Source organism: Ligaoa zhengdingensis, from assembly GCF_014384885.1.
GTDB lineage: Bacteria > Bacillota > Clostridia > Oscillospirales > Ruminococcaceae > Ligaoa > Ligaoa zhengdingensis.
On record NZ_JACRST010000013.1, the window covers coordinates 35,670 to 50,942 of the forward strand.

Annotated in this window: 16 protein-coding genes, 1 tRNA gene and 1 pseudogene; 4 read left to right on the forward strand and 14 right to left on the reverse strand. The window is 60.0% G+C overall.

Going from position 1 to position 15,273, the window contains the following annotated elements:
* Window positions 1-2: 2 nt before the first annotated feature.
* The 10 genes from H8711_RS09015 to ruvC all read right to left on the reverse strand — a co-directional run bounded on the left by H8711_RS09015 (window position 3) and on the right by ruvC (window position 8,615).
* Entirely contained in the window at window positions 3-809 is an 807-nt protein-coding gene (locus H8711_RS09015; RefSeq protein ID WP_249283142.1) for an energy-coupling factor transporter transmembrane component T family protein, read from the reverse strand.
* Window positions 802-1,671, reverse strand: a complete 870-nt coding sequence (locus H8711_RS09020; RefSeq protein ID WP_249283143.1) for an energy-coupling factor transporter ATPase — start codon at window positions 1,669-1,671, stop codon at window positions 802-804. The genes H8711_RS09015 and H8711_RS09020 overlap by 8 nt, the downstream gene beginning before the upstream one ends.
* The gene (locus tag H8711_RS09025) at window positions 1,658-2,521 is read right to left on the reverse strand and encodes an energy-coupling factor transporter ATPase (RefSeq protein ID WP_249283144.1); all 864 of its coding nucleotides are present in this window, start codon (window positions 2,519-2,521) and stop codon (window positions 1,658-1,660) included. The genes H8711_RS09020 and H8711_RS09025 overlap by 14 nt, the downstream gene beginning before the upstream one ends.
* Before the next feature lie 64 nt (window positions 2,522-2,585).
* The gene (locus H8711_RS09030; protein WP_249283145.1) at window positions 2,586-2,951 is read right to left on the reverse strand and encodes a C-GCAxxG-C-C family protein; all 366 of its coding nucleotides are present in this window, start codon (window positions 2,949-2,951) and stop codon (window positions 2,586-2,588) included.
* A 48-nt stretch (window positions 2,952-2,999) separates the two neighbouring features.
* The gene (locus tag H8711_RS09035; protein WP_249283146.1) at window positions 3,000-3,866 is read right to left on the reverse strand and encodes a class I SAM-dependent methyltransferase; all 867 of its coding nucleotides are present in this window, start codon (window positions 3,864-3,866) and stop codon (window positions 3,000-3,002) included.
* A complete protein-coding gene (gene glmM, locus H8711_RS09040) occupies window positions 3,863-5,209 on the reverse strand; it encodes a phosphoglucosamine mutase (protein WP_249283147.1) in 1,347 nt (448 codons plus the stop codon). Before glmM ends, H8711_RS09035 begins: the two co-directional genes overlap by 4 nt.
* A gap of 48 nt (window positions 5,210-5,257) precedes the next feature.
* Window positions 5,258-6,316, reverse strand: a complete 1,059-nt coding sequence (gene ruvB / locus H8711_RS09045) for a Holliday junction branch migration DNA helicase RuvB (RefSeq protein ID WP_249283184.1) — start codon at window positions 6,314-6,316, stop codon at window positions 5,258-5,260.
* A gap of 209 nt (window positions 6,317-6,525) precedes the next feature.
* On the reverse strand, window positions 6,526-7,494 hold the full coding sequence (locus H8711_RS09050; RefSeq protein WP_249283148.1) for a hypothetical protein: 969 nt from the start codon (window positions 7,492-7,494) through the stop codon (window positions 6,526-6,528).
* Window positions 7,495-7,508: 14 nt separating this feature from the next.
* Window positions 7,509-8,111 carry a Holliday junction branch migration protein RuvA gene (gene ruvA / locus H8711_RS09055; RefSeq protein WP_249283149.1) on the reverse strand — a complete coding sequence of 201 codons (603 nt, stop codon included), beginning with the start codon at window positions 8,109-8,111 and terminating at the stop codon, window positions 7,509-7,511.
* 12 nt (window positions 8,112-8,123) lie between these two features.
* Entirely contained in the window at window positions 8,124-8,615 is a 492-nt protein-coding gene (gene ruvC, locus H8711_RS09060; protein ID WP_249283150.1) for a crossover junction endodeoxyribonuclease RuvC, read from the reverse strand.
* Window positions 8,616-8,956: 341 nt separating this feature from the next.
* On the opposite strand from ruvC, the gene H8711_RS09065 reads away from it, so the two are divergent.
* Window positions 8,957-9,032, forward strand: a tRNA-Val gene (locus H8711_RS09065).
* A gap of 133 nt (window positions 9,033-9,165) precedes the next feature.
* Entirely contained in the window at window positions 9,166-9,837 is a 672-nt protein-coding gene (locus H8711_RS09070) for a hypothetical protein (protein ID WP_249283151.1), read from the forward strand.
* Between the two features lie 166 nt (window positions 9,838-10,003).
* Here the strand turns inward: H8711_RS09070 and H8711_RS09075 are convergent, their stop codons facing one another.
* The 4 genes and pseudogenes from H8711_RS09075 to H8711_RS09085 all read right to left on the reverse strand — a co-directional run bounded on the left by H8711_RS09075 (window position 10,004) and on the right by H8711_RS09085 (window position 11,917).
* Entirely contained in the window at window positions 10,004-10,528 is a 525-nt protein-coding gene (locus tag H8711_RS09075; protein WP_249283185.1) for a GNAT family N-acetyltransferase, read from the reverse strand.
* Window positions 10,529-10,681: 153 nt separating this feature from the next.
* Window positions 10,682-10,797: pseudogene (locus H8711_RS14225) on the reverse strand (TnpV protein); the annotation flags it as partial.
* Between the two features lie 34 nt (window positions 10,798-10,831).
* The gene (locus H8711_RS09080) at window positions 10,832-11,275 is read right to left on the reverse strand and encodes a GNAT family N-acetyltransferase (RefSeq protein WP_249283152.1); all 444 of its coding nucleotides are present in this window, start codon (window positions 11,273-11,275) and stop codon (window positions 10,832-10,834) included.
* A 216-nt stretch (window positions 11,276-11,491) separates the two neighbouring features.
* A complete protein-coding gene (locus tag H8711_RS09085) occupies window positions 11,492-11,917 on the reverse strand; it encodes a hypothetical protein (protein ID WP_249283153.1) in 426 nt (141 codons plus the stop codon).
* 56 nt (window positions 11,918-11,973) lie between these two features.
* Here H8711_RS09085 and H8711_RS09090 point away from each other — a divergent pair, with 56 nt between their 5' ends.
* Both H8711_RS09090 and H8711_RS09095 read left to right on the forward strand, forming a co-directional pair.
* Window positions 11,974-14,688, forward strand: a complete 2,715-nt coding sequence (locus H8711_RS09090) for a right-handed parallel beta-helix repeat-containing protein (protein ID WP_249283154.1) — start codon at window positions 11,974-11,976, stop codon at window positions 14,686-14,688.
* Window positions 14,689-14,720: 32 nt separating this feature from the next.
* Window positions 14,721-15,254 (forward strand): cob(I)yrinic acid a,c-diamide adenosyltransferase, encoded by a 534-nt coding sequence (locus tag H8711_RS09095; protein ID WP_249283155.1) that lies wholly within the window; start codon window positions 14,721-14,723, stop codon window positions 15,252-15,254.
* Window positions 15,255-15,273: the final 19 nt, after the last annotated feature.

A 15,273-nucleotide genomic window follows, 5' to 3' on the forward strand; every position in this document is an offset into this window, starting at 1 on the left:
CTTTACCGGGGAACCAGCAGATTGATCGCCACAACCCCCGCGACGCACAGCGCCACAAAGGCGGCGCCCCAGAAATCCACCATGTGCATCCGAAGCTGTTTGAGGCGGGTGCGTCCGTCTCCGCCCCGGTAGCAGCGGCACTCCATCGCGAGCGCCAGCTCGTCCGCACGGCGGAAGGCCGATACAAACAGCGGGATCAGGATGGGGATGAGCGCCTTGGCGCGCTGCATCAGCCCGCCGTTGTCGAGGTCCGCGCCGCGCGCTTTCTGCGCGGACATGATCTTGTCGGTCTCCTCGATCAGCGTGGGGATGAACCGCAGCGCGATGGTCATCATCATCGCCAGCTCGTGCACCGGAAAGCGCAGCTTTTTCAGCGGATTCATCAGCCGCTCGATGCCGTCGGTGAGCGCGATGGGCGAGGTGGTGTAGGTGAGCAGCGAGGTGCCCGCGATCAGGCAGATGATGCGCACCGCCATCAGTACCGCGGTCTGGACGCCCTCGCGCGAAATTTTAAAGATCCACCAGGACCAGAGGGTGTCCCCCTCGATAAAAAACATGTTGAGCAGGGCGGTGAACAGGATGATCGGCACCACAGGTTTGAGGCTTTTGAGGATCATCTTGGCCGGGATGCGCGATACGCCGTAGGCGATGATGAGAAACGCCACCCCCACCAACAGCCCCCACATATCCTGGGCCAAAAACAGCATCACCACATAGGCGAGGGTGAGCACAATCTTCATGCGCGGGTCGAGCCGGTGCACACAGGAATCGCCGGGAAAATACTGGCCGATCGTGATATCCTTAAGCATGTGCGCTCCCCCCTTTCCGCAGCGTCTCCAGCAGGATCTGTTTGGCGGATTCCACCGTGTAGACATTGCTGGGCACGGGGTATCCGGCGCGGGCGAGCTCGATGAAGATGCGCGAAATCTGAGGCACGGCGAGCCCCATCCCGCGGATTTCCTCCACATGGGCGAACACCGCCTCGACCGTGTCGTACATGTACACCTTGGCCTGGTTCATCACCAGCAGCTTGCCGCAGTATTTGGCCACATCCTCCATACTGTGGCTGACCAGCAGCACGGTATTCCCCGCCTGCTCGTGGTACTCCTTGATCTGCCCCAGGATGCGGTCGCGCCCTTTGGGATCGAGGCCGGCGGTGGGTTCGTCCAGAATCAGCAGCTTGGGCCGCATGGCCAGCACCCCCGCGATGGCCACCCGGCGCTTCTGTCCGCCGGAGAGCTCGAACGGGCTCTTTTGCAGGTGATGCTCTTTGAGGCCGACAAACGCCGCGGCCTCGCGCACCCGCCGGTCGATCTCTTCCTCGTCCAGCTTCATATTTTTCGGCCCGAAGGCGATGTCCTTGTACACCGTCTCCTCAAAAAGCTGGTATTCGGGGTATTGAAACACCAGCCCAGCCTTAAAGCGCACGGCGCGGATGTCCACGCCCTCGCCCCAGATATCCTCGTTGTCGATCATCACCTTGCCCGAGGTGGGTTTGACCAGCCCGTTGAAGTGCTGGATCAGCGTGGATTTGCCCGAACCGGTGTGGCCGATCACGCCGACAAACTCCCCCTCCTCGATTTCGAGGTTGACGTCGTCGATCGCCGTCTTTTCAAACGGCGTCCCTGTGGAATAGGTATAAGTCAAATGTTCCGTTTTAATGATGGACATGGTTTTCCTCCAGCAGTTTTTCAATGGCCGCGACGCATTCGTCCTCCGAGATGATGTCCTGCGGGATGTTGTACCCCGCTTTTCTCAGCTCAAACGCGAGCTGGGTGGCCTGCGGCACATCCAGCCCCACGTCTTTGAGCACCTGCACATGGCTGAACACCTCTTTTGGCGCACCATCCAGCAGAATCCGGCCGTCGTCGATCACCACAACGCGGTCGCACTGGGCGGCCTCGTCCATATAATGGGTGATGAGCACCACGGTGATGCCGAACTGCTCGCCCAGCGCCTTGACCGCCTTCATCACCTGACGGCGGCCGTGCGGGTCAAGCATGGCGGTGGGCTCGTCCAACACGATGCAGTCGGGCCGCATGGCGATGATGCCCGCGATGGCCACCCGCTGCTTCTGCCCGCCCGAGAGTTGGTGCGGCGCGTGGCGGCGGTAATCGTACATATGCACCGCCTTGAGCGCGTCGTCCACCCGCCGGCGAATCTCCTCCGGCGGCACCCCCAGGTTCTCGGGCGCGAAGGCCACATCCTCCTCCACGATGGTGGCGACGATCTGGTTATCCGGGTTCTGGAACACCATACCCACCGTCTGGCGGATGTCGTAGATGCGGTCCTCCTCCTTGGTATTCATCCCCTCGACCAGCACATCCCCCTCCTGCGGAAGCAGGATAGCGTTGAACTGCTTGGCGAGGGTGGATTTTCCCGAGCCGTTGTGCCCGAGAACCGCCACCATACTGCCCCGCTGGATCTCGAGCGAGACGCCGCGGAGCACCGGACGCGGCGGCTGGTCGTCGTAGCCCGGGTATGCGAAGGTCACATGATCTGCGCGGATGATAGGTTCCATAGTCATTATCCTTACTGTTATAAGATCAATGCTCCCCTGCGGGAGTCATTGTCGGTTGCCGGTATCATTCGCGCCGGAGCAGTTCCTCCAGCGCCGCGTAGGCGTCCTCGATGATCGCGTCGCACGAGACGCGGTTCCGCTTGAGGTCGCGGCAGTCGAGCGAGCCATACTTCTCCTCAAGCTGCTTCATCAGCTGGGCCGCGGGTGCGCGCGTGCCGTTCTTCTGCGCGCTGTCGGTGCGGCCTCTCGCCGCGCCCAGGGCCATCAGCGCCCCCACCACCGCGCCGCAGGTGTCCCCGCAGGCCATGCCGCCGCCGAACGGGCTCGCCAGCTCGCTGGGGATTCTCATATCGTGCAGATCGTTACACGCCTTGACCATCGCCTCGGCGCAGTTGTAACCCTGATGTTTATATTCTACCGCAGTTGCCATTTTTTATCAGCCTCTTTCGTCTCATCAAATGATTTTAGCCCTGCCGCTTCAGCGGCGGAACAGCGCGGTCGAGCCGCAGGGCAGCGCATAGCCGCCGCTCTCCCGCACCGGCAGGCCGATTTCCGAGGCGGAAATCTCGCCCTTGTACCGGCGCCCAACCGTGACCCCCAGCAGATACTCCATCACCGAGGCCGGCAGACCGGTGGTGTAGGAGTTGAGCGCGAAGAACAGCGGGTCGTCTGAAAGCACCTGCGTGCACAAGTCCACCAGGCCGTAGACCGCCTCCTCCAGCTTCCACACCTCGCCGCCCGGGCCGCGCCCGTAGCTGGGCGGGTCCATAATCACTGCGTCGTAGCGGTTGCCGCGCCGGATCTCCCGCTCCACAAACTTTTTGCAGTCGTCCACAATCCAGCGGACGGGCTTGTCCGCCAGGCCGGAGAGGCGGGCGTTCTCCCGCGCCCAATTCACCATGCCCTTGGCCGCGTCCACATGGCAGACCTGCGCGCCCGCCGCCGCGCAGGCCAGCGTGGCCCCGCCGGTGTAGGCGAACAGGTTGAGCACCTTGACCGACCGCCCCGCGCCCCGGATCAGCTCGGAAAACAGGTCCCAGTTGACCGCCTGTTCGGGGAACAGGCCGGTGTGCTTGAACCCGGTGGGGCTCACCTGAAAGGTGAGCCCTTTGTATCGGATATTCCACTGCTTTTTGCGCAGGTTGTATTCCTCCCAGGCCCCGCCGCCCGCCGACGACCGGATATAGCGGGCGTCCGCCCGCTTCCAATCGGGGCAGGTCTTTGGGGTGTCCCAGATGATCTGCGGGTCGGGGCGGATGAGCAGCACATCCCCCCACCGCTCCAATTTTTCGCCGCCTGAGGCGTCGATGATCTCATAATCCTTCCAATCGGACGCGATTCTCATAGCTCCTCCCCGATCTGCCGCGCCAGACGGCCTGCAATCTCCTCGATCTGTGCGAGGTCTGCGCCCTCCACCATCACGCGGACGAGCGGTTCCGTCCCGGACGGCCGCAGCAGCACCCGCCCGTTGCCCGCGAGCTCCCGCTCACAGGCCTCCACGCTCTGCCAGATCGCTTTGGCATCGGGCAGGCGTTCCTTCTGCTCCTTGGTGACCCGCACGTTTTTGAGCACCTGCGGGTAGCGCACCATCACCTTTTTGAGCTCGCAAAGCGGCTTGCCGCTCTTGGCGATTGCTTCGAGCAGCTGCAAACCGGAGAGCTGGCCGTCGCCGGTGGTCATGTGCTCCAGGAAGATGACATGCCCGCTCTGCTCGCCGCCGATGTGGTACCCTTCGGCCAACATTTTTTCGAGCACATAGCGGTCGCCCACCTTGGTGGCGTGCACCTGGATGCCGTTCTGCTCGGCGAACCGAAAGAACCCGAGGTTGCTCATCACGGTGCCCACCACCGCGTCGCCCGGCAAACGGCCCTCCGCCTTCATGCGCTGGGCGAAGATCGCGATCATCACATCGCCGTCGATCACATCCCCCTCGCTGTCCACCGCGAGGCAGCGGTCGGCGTCGCCGTCGAACGCGAGCCCCAGGTCGAACCCGTTGGCCTTGACATAGTCGGCCAGCTTATCAACATGCATCGAGCCGCATCCGTCGTTGATGTTGACCCCGTCGGGGCTGGCGTTGAGGATGTAGACCTGTGCGCCCAGGCCGGTGAAGACACCTGCGGCGGTGCGGCTGGCGCTGCCGTTCGCGCAGTCCAGCGCCACCCGCAGCCCGGCAAAACCCCCGCCCACTGTGGAGCGCAGATGCTGGGTGTACAGGCTGATTTTATACTGTTCATCGGTCACGCGGCCGATATCGCCGCCCGACGCATATTCGATGGGCTCGGCATGGTCGAGGACGATCGCCTCGATCTCCTCCTCGTCCGCATCCGAGAGCTTGAAGCCCTGGCTGTTGAAAATCTTGATGCCGTTAAATTCATATGGGTTGTGGGACGCGGTGAGCATCACGCCCGCATCCGCCCCCAGCGCCTTTACCAGATAGGCCACCGCAGGGGTGGGCGTCACCCCCAGCAGCAAAACGTCCGCGCCAACGGCGCAAAGCCCGGCCACCATTGCGCTTTCCAGCATGGCGGACGAGATACGGGTATCCCGCCCCACCACAAAGACGGGTTTTGCGCCCTTTTCGCGTTTTAAAATCATGCCGGCCGCCTCGGCCACCTCCAGCGCACGCCGCACGCTCAAATCCCGGTTGGCGACGCCGCGCACGCCGTCGGTTCCAAATAGTCTGCCCATTGTCATCCCCCTGTTTCTGCCTGTCGGCAAGATGTTCTGTCGATCCGGTTACACATCCTCGATCCCGATCTGTTCAAACCCTTCCTCCACAGCCGAGCGCACCTGGGGGTTCGGCCGCATGTTCATATGCTGATAGCCCGGCAGGGTGACGCACCGCCCGCGCGGGGTGCGCGTCAAAAAGCCGAGTTGGATCAGATAAGGCTCGTAGACGTCCTCGATGGTCACCGATTCCTCGCCGATGGCCGCCGCCAGCGTATCCAGGCCCACCGGCCCGCCGGCGTAGTTTTTAATCATCGTCTCCAAAATCAGGCGGTCGATGTTATCCAGCCCCAGCTCGTCGATCTCCAGGCGGCCCAGCGCCTCGGCCGCAATCTGCCGGTGGATCGCCCCGTCGCCCAGCACCTGTGCGAAGTCGCGCACCCGCTTGAGCAGGCGGTTGGCGATGCGCGGGGTTCCGCGGCTGCGGCGCGCCAGCTCGTGCGCGCCCTCCTCGTCGCAATCGATGCCAAGGATGCCCGCGCTGCGCCGCACAATGTGCGCAAGCTGCTCCGGGGTGTATAGCTCCAGGCGCAGGATCACGCCGAAGCGGTCGCGCAGCGGGCCGGTGAGCTGCCCTGCGCGGGTGGTGGCGCCCACCAGCGTGAAGTGCGGCAGATCGATGCGGATGCTGCGCGCGCTCGGGCCCTTGCCGATGATGATGTCGAGCGCGTTGTCCTCCATGGCGGGGTAGAGAACCTCCTCCACAGCGCGCGAGAGGCGGTGGATTTCATCTATAAACAGTATATCGTTTTCGCTTAAATTGGTGAGAAGCGCGGCCAAATCGCCCGGTTTTTCAATCGCAGGGCCGGATGTGACGCGCAGGTTGACGTTCATCTCGTTGGCGATGATGCCCGCCAGCGTGGTCTTACCCAGGCCCGGCGGACCGTAGAGCAGCACGTGGTCGAGCGGCTCCCCCCTCTGCCGCGCAGCCTCGATATAGACCGAGAGGTTCTGCTTGGCCTTCTCCTGCCCGATGTACTCCGACAGGGTCTTGGGGCGCAGCGAACCCTCCACGTCCGAGTCCTCCCGGACGTAGTCGGGCGCGACAATGCGGTTTTCAAAATCCATTTCGTAGCTATCCAAACGGCTAATCTCCTTTATCTCCGGCCGGTTTGGGCGCGGCCGGCCGCTCTTTCCGCTCGCAGTAGGGCGGGTACTTGGGATGAAGGCGGTGGTGCTCCCGGCAGCTCTCACAATCCCCGCGCCGCGGGCAGCGCCTTCTCACGCACGGGCAATCCGGTCTTTCCCGCTGCATCGGGCATCCTCCTCCCCGCTCATCAGGCGAGCGGATCCACCTCGCGCAGGGTGATCACCTGCCAGGTGCCGTCGCCGTTGTCCCTCATATGATATTCCAGGGTGCTCTCCAAACATACCTGAACCGGGTCGGTATAGGTTTCGACATAGAGGAAGGTCTCGTCCGCGCCGTGGTCGATGCGCACAATCCGGTCGTTGGTGATATTGCCCCCGCGCCCCAGCATCACATAAAGCTGCGCCTGGGGATCGTAAAAGCGCGACTCCTGCCGCACAAACTCCTCCGCGCCGTAATAGCGCGCGGCCATCTCATCCATCTGCCCCTGCGTCAGGCCGTCCGGATACTCCGACGCGCCCATCGCGATCAGGTATTCGACATCCAGGTCGTCGGTCAGGTCGTCCGGCGTCTCGAACGGGCGGGACAAAAAGCCGAACGCCCGCGCCTGCATCACCTGCGCCGCGGCGGAGTCCTCGATCAGCTGCATCTCATCGATGTATCTGTCCTCCGGCGCGATGCAGAGCACCATCGGGATGGGGTCGTACCCCAGGCTGCCCACCCGCATCACATAGCTGCCGACGCCGGTAGCGAGCAGGGTTGGGCCCGCGTCGAGCACCTCCATCGTCAGCCGGTAGGTACCGCTGATCCCCTCGGACTGGATCGGCTCGCAGGAGATCTCCCCCAGGGAGACCTGCTTCCAATAGTCGCACTGCCCGCTCGGGGACTCGTAGCGCGCCGACAGAAATTCCATCTCGCCGGTGTCCCCCGCGCGCAGTGCCGCAACAAACCGCTCGGCCGCCTCGTCGGCGGTCTGCGGGAGCACCTGGGTCTCGTCCGCTGTACTGCTGGAGGAGGAAAGCGCCTCCGGCTCGGATGAAACCGGTTCGGACTGAGAGGAGGACTCCTCCGGCGCGGAGGAGGGGCGGCTCTCCCGCGCACAGCCCGGCAGCGCCGCCAACGCGGCGGCCAGCAGGACGGCAATCCATTTGTAGTTCATCTTCAGTTCCCCCTTTACGGCACAATGGCCAACCTTTTGAGGCCGCCCTTGATGAGTTCCTCCACCGGCAGGGCCGGGTCCAGCTTGGCCAGCGCCTGCGCAGCCTCGGCGCGCGCATAGCCCAGCGACTCCAGCGCGGCGGCAGCCTCGGCGAGATTGCCCGACCCGATCTCGGCGGCGGTGATCCCCTCGGGCGCGGACAGGCCAAACTCCGCGTCAGCCACCTTATCCTTGAGCTCCAGTACGATGCGCTGGGCAAGTTTGTTGCCCACGCCCGGCGAGCGCGTGAGGGTCTTGTGGTCGCCCGACGCGATGCACAGCGCCAAGCGGTCGGGGGTGAGGTCGGAGAGGATGGCGAGCGCCACCTTGGGCCCGACGCCTGAAACGGTAATCATCATTTTAAAGAAGCCCAGTTCCAGCTCGGTGGCAAAGCCGAACAGGTCGAGGGCGCTGTCTGTTATGTGCAGATAGGTGTAGAGCTGCGCTTCGCCCCCCTGCTTGGGCAGGGCGCTCAGGGTGGAGGTAGTGGTCTTGCAGGCATAACCCACACCGCCGCACTCCACCACCGCGAGGTTGGGCGCGGTGTGGATCAGTTTGCCCCTTAAACGGTAAATCATCGGCCTTCTCCTTTATTTAATCAGACGGAATAGCGAACCCGCGCAGTGTCCGTGGCAGATGGCCAAAGCCAACGCATCGGCGGTGTCGTCCGGCTTGGGGATGGTGTCCAGCTTGAGGATGGTGCGGGTCATCTCCTGCACCTGCGATTTGACGGCCTTGCCGTACCCCACCACGCTCTGCTTGACCTGCATCGGGGTGTACTCGTGGATCTCCACCCCGTTTTGACAGGCCGCCAGCAGGATGACCCCGCGTGCCTGCGCGACGTCGATCGCAGTGGTTTTATTGTTGGTGAAAAACAGTTTTTCGATCGACATCGCCTGCGGCCGGTACTTTTGCAGGACGCGGGTCATTTCGCGGTAGATTTGCTCGAGCCGCCGCTCAAACGGCGTGCCCGGCTGCGTGGCGATCGCGCCGTAGCCCAGGGTGGCAAACCGTCCCGCGCGGTAATCCAACACCCCGTAGCCCACAATCGCGTAACCGGGATCGATCCCCACAATCACCAAAGCACATCGTTCTCCTCACTAAATATATTGTATCTATGATAGCACAGGCATACAGCAAGCGGTGATTTCATTGCTCCAGCCCGCAGGGCGGACATAAAACCGCTTTGCGGTTATTATATCATATCGGCCGTTTGGGAACAATACAAACTGCCGCCGATGAGTCAAAAGATTTGGGCAAGATGCTGATGGATTCTTGCTTTTTTTGCACAATCTGTCCGTAAAATGATGCTTTCGCAAATATTTTAAAAAAAATTTGTGTCTTTGTCTTGATTTTTCTGTAAATACGTTGTATAATAATAAAGTCGCATCGGGGAATCACCGATTTGGACAACTTTATATATGGACGATTAGCTCAGCTGGTAGAGCATTCGCTTGACGTGCGAAGGGTCAGGGATTCGAGTTCCTTATCGTCCACCAGGGGTGCTGTCACTGCAATCGCGGTGGCGGTACTATTTTTTTACCCAAAAGTTACAATCCTGCTTTTCGGGGTGACTTTTCGGCCCAGATATGCTATTCTGGGGGCACCAGCGATACAAAGGAGGTTGTTACTATGAAACGAATTGCCATCTGTTCCCTGGCGCTGCTTTTTGCGCTTTCCACAGCCGCCTGCGGATGGAAGCGTCCCGCCTCGTCCTCTTCGGCCCCGGAACCCGCTTCTTCCACCCCGCCGGTTTCATCGAGCGCTGCGCCGTCACAGGCTGAGGCTGAGGGGGAAACGCCTGAGGAGGCGGTCAACAATCTGGTCAAAGCGGTCAAGGCGCTGGACCTGGAAACTGCAAAAGGTTACCTGGGCGGCGATCTGGCGCTCAAAACCGAGAAGCTCGACCTCACCAGCGAGCAAAATAAGGAATTGGCCCAGGCGGTAGTGAAGGACCTCTCATGCAAGGTGCTTTCGTCGGAGATGGACGGGGAAAACGCGACGGTAAAGGCGGAGATCACCACCCTGGATTTCGGCTCGGTGGTGCAGAGCTTCCTCGGGAAATCGATCGCGCTCACCATGGGGAATCTGGGCAAAAGCGGGGACGGCCTTAACACCAAGCTGATGGACGCCCTGCGGGAGTGCATCCAGGACTGTAACAAGACCGCCACCAAAACTGTGGATATCGCCCTGGAGCCGTCGGACGACAGCTGGGTGGTTTCCAACAGCGACGAACTGCAGGACGCCCTGCTCGGCGGGCTCTCCTCCCTGGTCAAGGAATTTTCCAGCCTGTTGCCCCAATAAGCCGCAGCTGAACCAAATTCCTTCCGCTAATGACCGGCATCCGTAAAACAGCTGACCCTCCGTATGGTTTCTGCCACACGGAGGGTCATTTTCCGCATAATATTTATGCTGAACTCCCCACTACGCGACAATTTGTGTTATGCGCTTCTTCTCATTTCCAAAAAACTTATCCTAAATATTTTTCAAGGCATACTAACTGAACATTTGGAATGCCGTTAAATACGCACTTTATCATACCTATTTCTTCATATCCCAACTTTTGATACAGCTTTCGTGCTCTTGTATTTAACACATTCGTATCCATACGCAATGCGACACAGCCATGCTGTTTTGCATAATCCTCATAAAATGCTACGAAAGCTTTTCCATAACCTTTCTTCTTTTCAAATGGGTCAACTGCCAAGCCATGAAGCACCATGATTTCATTGTCACTCGCGTTATGTTTCCATGTTGCATATTTATATTCATCAACTTGAATTTGATTGATTATCGCTACTGCTACCATTTTACTTTCATCCACCATAACAAACAAATCGTCTCTGTTCAAAGCATCTTCCGCTGTTTTTCTGGTAGGATAAACATTACGAATCCATCCAGTTATAGTCAATCCTTTTTCTTCCTCGTCATGAATATTCTCATAAATCCTTTCGATGCTGTCAATATCAGCTTTTTTCGCTTTTAATATTTCCATCACAGAACGCCTCTCCTCGCAAAAATTATCTGGTCGGCAAAGATCGATTCGTCACTTTATCATGCAAAATAGAGTATAGCAGAAAAGTGCGAAGCAATCTACCGGCTGAATACGAAACGCCCGAACATTTTTCGTTCGGGCGTTTCGTATATCATCGTGCTTCACGATTTCCTTTGCCTGTGCCTTGCAGGCGTTCATCTGGCGAACCCATTCCATTTGGTTTTCGGTTTTTCGGTCACGCCATACCGTTTCGCCAGCTCCGGCGCGATGCCCTTATCGCATCTGCTCGATAAATAGGGTTTGTCAATTTAACTTCATATATAAAAGTGGATATGGCTTTCCCTGCTCATCATGGTCCGTCCTTTTATAGCCTCGAAAACCCATATGTTCATAAAAGCCTTTCGCAAGGGGGTTTTGTTCATTAACAGCCAATTCCCTGATTGAGTAATTTTCAATCCCATATTGGATTAACTTTTTTCCTAAGCCTTTTCCTCTTTCTTCGGGTGCAATAAACAGCATTTCAAGTTTTTGTTCTTCCACGCCCATAAAGGCGACAGGACATCCGCTTTCGTTCTCCGCAACAACCAAATGGACGACACCCTTTAACGCTTGTGGGACATATTTTTTAATATCTTCTATTTCACTCTCTGATAAAAAGAGATGTGTGTCCTTTACAGACCTTTCCCATACTTCGGTTAGCTGTTCTATCAGCAGTGCCGTTCTTTCCTTAACTTCTATTATCTTCATATTGGTTCCACCTCACATTCCGATTAAGCTGTTTTATTTTCAAAAATAAGTATAGCATAGATCGGCGCCATTTTGACATCGAGCCATCAAATATTTTATCAATTTCAAAGGATATCTATGAAACGCCCACGCGACCTTTTCATTTGCTGCGGGCAACGGAATCATCGTGCTCGGCCGGCTGCACGGAAAGATAATTGCTTTGCAACCATTTTTTATTTATGCACAGTGGCGGGGCGGCTGACACCCGCCCTCAACCACACGAAGCTGCGGCTGTGCGGTGCAGGGCTGTTCCTCCTGCGCGCAAGCAGCCGCCTTTTTCTCTGCTTCGGACGCAGGCAAAAGCCAGTAGGCCAACGCACTGGCCGCTGCGGTCATAAAACAAATACTAGCTGCAATCCATTTCAAAAGCTCCATTGTCATCACCGGTTGTCCTCCTTTTAAACGTATGTTCTGCGCATATTTCCGTCTTAAAACATTTGTTCTTTTTCGAGTATAGCACATATGTTCGCGTTTGAAAAGGGGGTTTTCTAAAAAATTTTTTCCCGCCACAATATCACCGGCAGAGGAAAATGCTGGTTTACAAGCCCCGCGGTGAGATGGTATAATGATTCTAGGTTTTTGTCGAATCAGGACAATCAACATCTCTTTTCCCGCTGTGCGGCAGAGGGCGCACCCGGGAAATACAGGGGGACAACACTGTGAAAAAGAAATTCTGTCGGCCTTTCACCTCGTTTCTCGCGGTAGCGGTGGTAATTGCCTGCTTGGGCGCTTCTGTCTTCGCCGAGTGGGACCTCCCCACCGACACCGCGGTTTTGCCCGGCGTGGAGGAACGCACGCCCGACCTTGAGCAGCCCGATGGGGACAGCAGCGCAGAGGAAACGCCGCCGGACGATTCGGAATCGGAGGCATCGTCCGGGGAAGACACCTCCGAAGCGGGGGGCAGTTCAGAAAGCAGCGAAGTCCCCGAAGATGGGCCCTCCTCCTCTGAGACCTCATCCGAGGAGGAGAGCGCTCCCTCCAGCAGCGATGCGGACGAGGGCGAACCGGCGTCCTCCTCCAGCGCGCCGGATTCCTCGGAGAAAGCGGCGCCCATCCACCAGCCGGGTTGCACCCTTGCTCCCGACCATGAGGGGCCCTGTGAAACCGGCACGGCGGACAGCCACCCCACCGCTGAGCCCTCCGAGCCGCTGGGAGATGCTCAAGCGGAAACGCCCGTGTCTTTGGCAGCGCTTCCCGAGGAGGAGCCCCTGCCGGTTACGCTGATCCACGGCGGCGAAGAAACCTCCTACGCCACCCTGGAGGAGGCGGTGGAGCATTCCGCCGACGGCGACCGCATCCTGCTCGCCGCGGGGGAGGTGTACGCATCCAGCCGCACCCTCTCCATCGCGCACAGCCTGACCATCGAGGGCACGGGGGATAGCGAAGATCTGCCGGTTATCGCCGGCAGCGCCCTGTTCACCTGCGAAGCCGATGGGCAGACCATCGCGTTCCGTGATCTACATTTTTCCGTCGATGAGGGGAGCACCTGGGTGATCTACCTCAACGGGTCGGGCTCAACCGTCTCAGTGGACGGCTGCACCTTCACGCTCGCGGACGGCGCGGATTACGGCTTCAACCTGGTGCTGAATGAGACCGGAGCCTCCGGGCGCATTCTGTTCCGCGGCAACCTCGTGGACATGCTCTGTGTCGCGCCGGTGGTCGGCGCGGGCAACGGCAGCGTCATCACCGGAAACGAATTCCATATCGGCGCGGAGCAGGCCGGCGGATGGCGCACCGAGGTTATCTCGGTGACAGCCGGCGCGGACGGCGAGGTAGTCATTTCGGACAACTGGTTTCTCGGGGCCAACCGCGCGATCAGCGTCAACTATTCCGCCATGCCCGGCAGCGGCCTGACCTGCAAAAACAACCGCTTTCTCGATACCCGCTACGCCTTTGAGCTGGGCAGCGAGGCGAACCGGGGCTGCGGCCAATACGACCTCTCGGAAAACTACTACCGCTTTGGCGATGCCGTATTCGCGCCCCGCGTGCAGGACGCGGATGCGGACGGCGCCCTCTACAGCGGCGCCCAGGCGGTCGTCTACCCGTACTACCTGGACGAGGATTTGCAGGAGCTGAGCGATGCGGCGGACAGCAGCCTGGTCGCGGTGGCCAAGCCGGCGGTCTCGCGCATCGAGATCGACGGCGTCCCGGAGGCGCTGCGCGAGCTGGTGCAGCGCTCGGTGAACGAGATGATACAGAACGAAGCGGTGTCCACCGCCCCGCCGCGCGGCCTGGTGGAGGCGATCACCGGGCTTCCCGCAGCCGGCGACCTTCAGGTTTCGGTCATCCCCGCGATCGAGGAGCTCCGCGCCACACAGGTGCCGGGGGCAAACGGACAAAAGGAGCCGGTGATCACGGCGGTGGTGTTCGACGCCAAGGCGTATTACCAGCCGGCGGGTTCGTCGGAGGGGCCATGGGTGATCTCCAACCGCTATCTGCGGCAGCGCAACGTCACCTTCCGCCTGCCCATCCCCACCGCATTCGACGCCAAATACGCCCGTGTGGAGCACCGCTCCGATCGGGACGGCAGCACCGCCACCTCCTATCTCGACATCCTGACCAGCCCTGCGGGGAACGCGCGCTACGTCCTTGTCTCCGCGGACAGCTTTGGAACATTCACCCTGACGCCCACCAACCGCAAGCCTTCCGCATCTCATTCCGGAGGATCGGCGCAGCCGTCGGCCGCCAACACCGAATACGAATTCTGGATGGAAGTGAAGGACCGCATCGACAACGCCGCGGATGGGAATACTCTCTATGTGCAGGCAGGGGACTGGAACCACGTCTCATCGGCCGTGCTGCAGGCGCTGTACGGCCGCGACCTCTCCCTCACCATCTCCTACGGCAGATCCGGCGAACTCACTCTGAAGGGCGAGGAACTCGACCGGGTGGACGACGGGCGCATCTACTACACCATTGCGGAATTGATCGAGCGCTACAAGGCTCCGGCGGCTGAAGACGCCACATCCTCGCAGAGCACCGCCCCGGTGACGGTGCCGACCTTTACGGGAACGGTGACGACCTCCGCTTCCTCCGAGTCCTCGTCATCTCAAGCGTCGCCGTCCTCCTCCGCTGCACCAACCCCGTCGAGCTCCGACAGCGCCGCACCCACTGCGGCGAGCGGACAGCCCACTCCGGCTGAGTCGGAGCTCGAGATTCCACTCTGGGTGATGATCGCGGCGCCGCTCGCAGCGGTTCTGCTGGTGGTACTGATCAGCCTGCTGGTGGCGCACCGGCGCAAAAAGGCAAAGCAGGAGAATCCGCTGCCGCCCTACCCGCTCTCCCCCACTGAGTTTTCATCATCCACAGACGGGGCCGCCGCGGAAACTCAACCGGATTCCGCCAAGCCGACCGAGGACAACCCCTGGAATTGACCAACAATCCACGCTGGAAGGAATGATTCTACATGAACAGACAGCCCGGCCTCATCCACATCTACTGCGGCGACGGCAAGGGAAAAACCACCGCCGCCATGGGCTTAGCGCTACGCGCCGCAGGCAACGGGATGCAGGTTGCCATTGTGCAGTTTCTCAAGGGGCAGACGAGCGGCGAGCTCCGCTCCCTGGAGCTGCTGCCCAACATCACCGTCATCCGCGAGCAGATGAGTCCCAAGTTCACCTTCCAGATGAACCCAGAGGAGCTGGATCAGACCCGCGAGATCCACAGCCGCTACCTGCACTGTGCCTTAGAGCTCGCCCGCGAGGGGCGCTGCGATATGCTGATCCTGGATGAGCTGATGGGTGCGCTCAGCTGCGGCCTTATCGACGAGGCGCTGCTGCACGAGCTGGTCGATCACAAACCGGAGCCGCTCGAGCTGGTGATGACCGGGCGCAACCCGCCCCAGTGGCTGCTGGATCGGGCGGACTATGTATCGGAAATCTGCAAGCGCAAACATCCCTATGACCGGGGCATCGCGGCACGGCCGGGTGTGGAGCGCTGAATCAGCCAAAAAGTAAAAG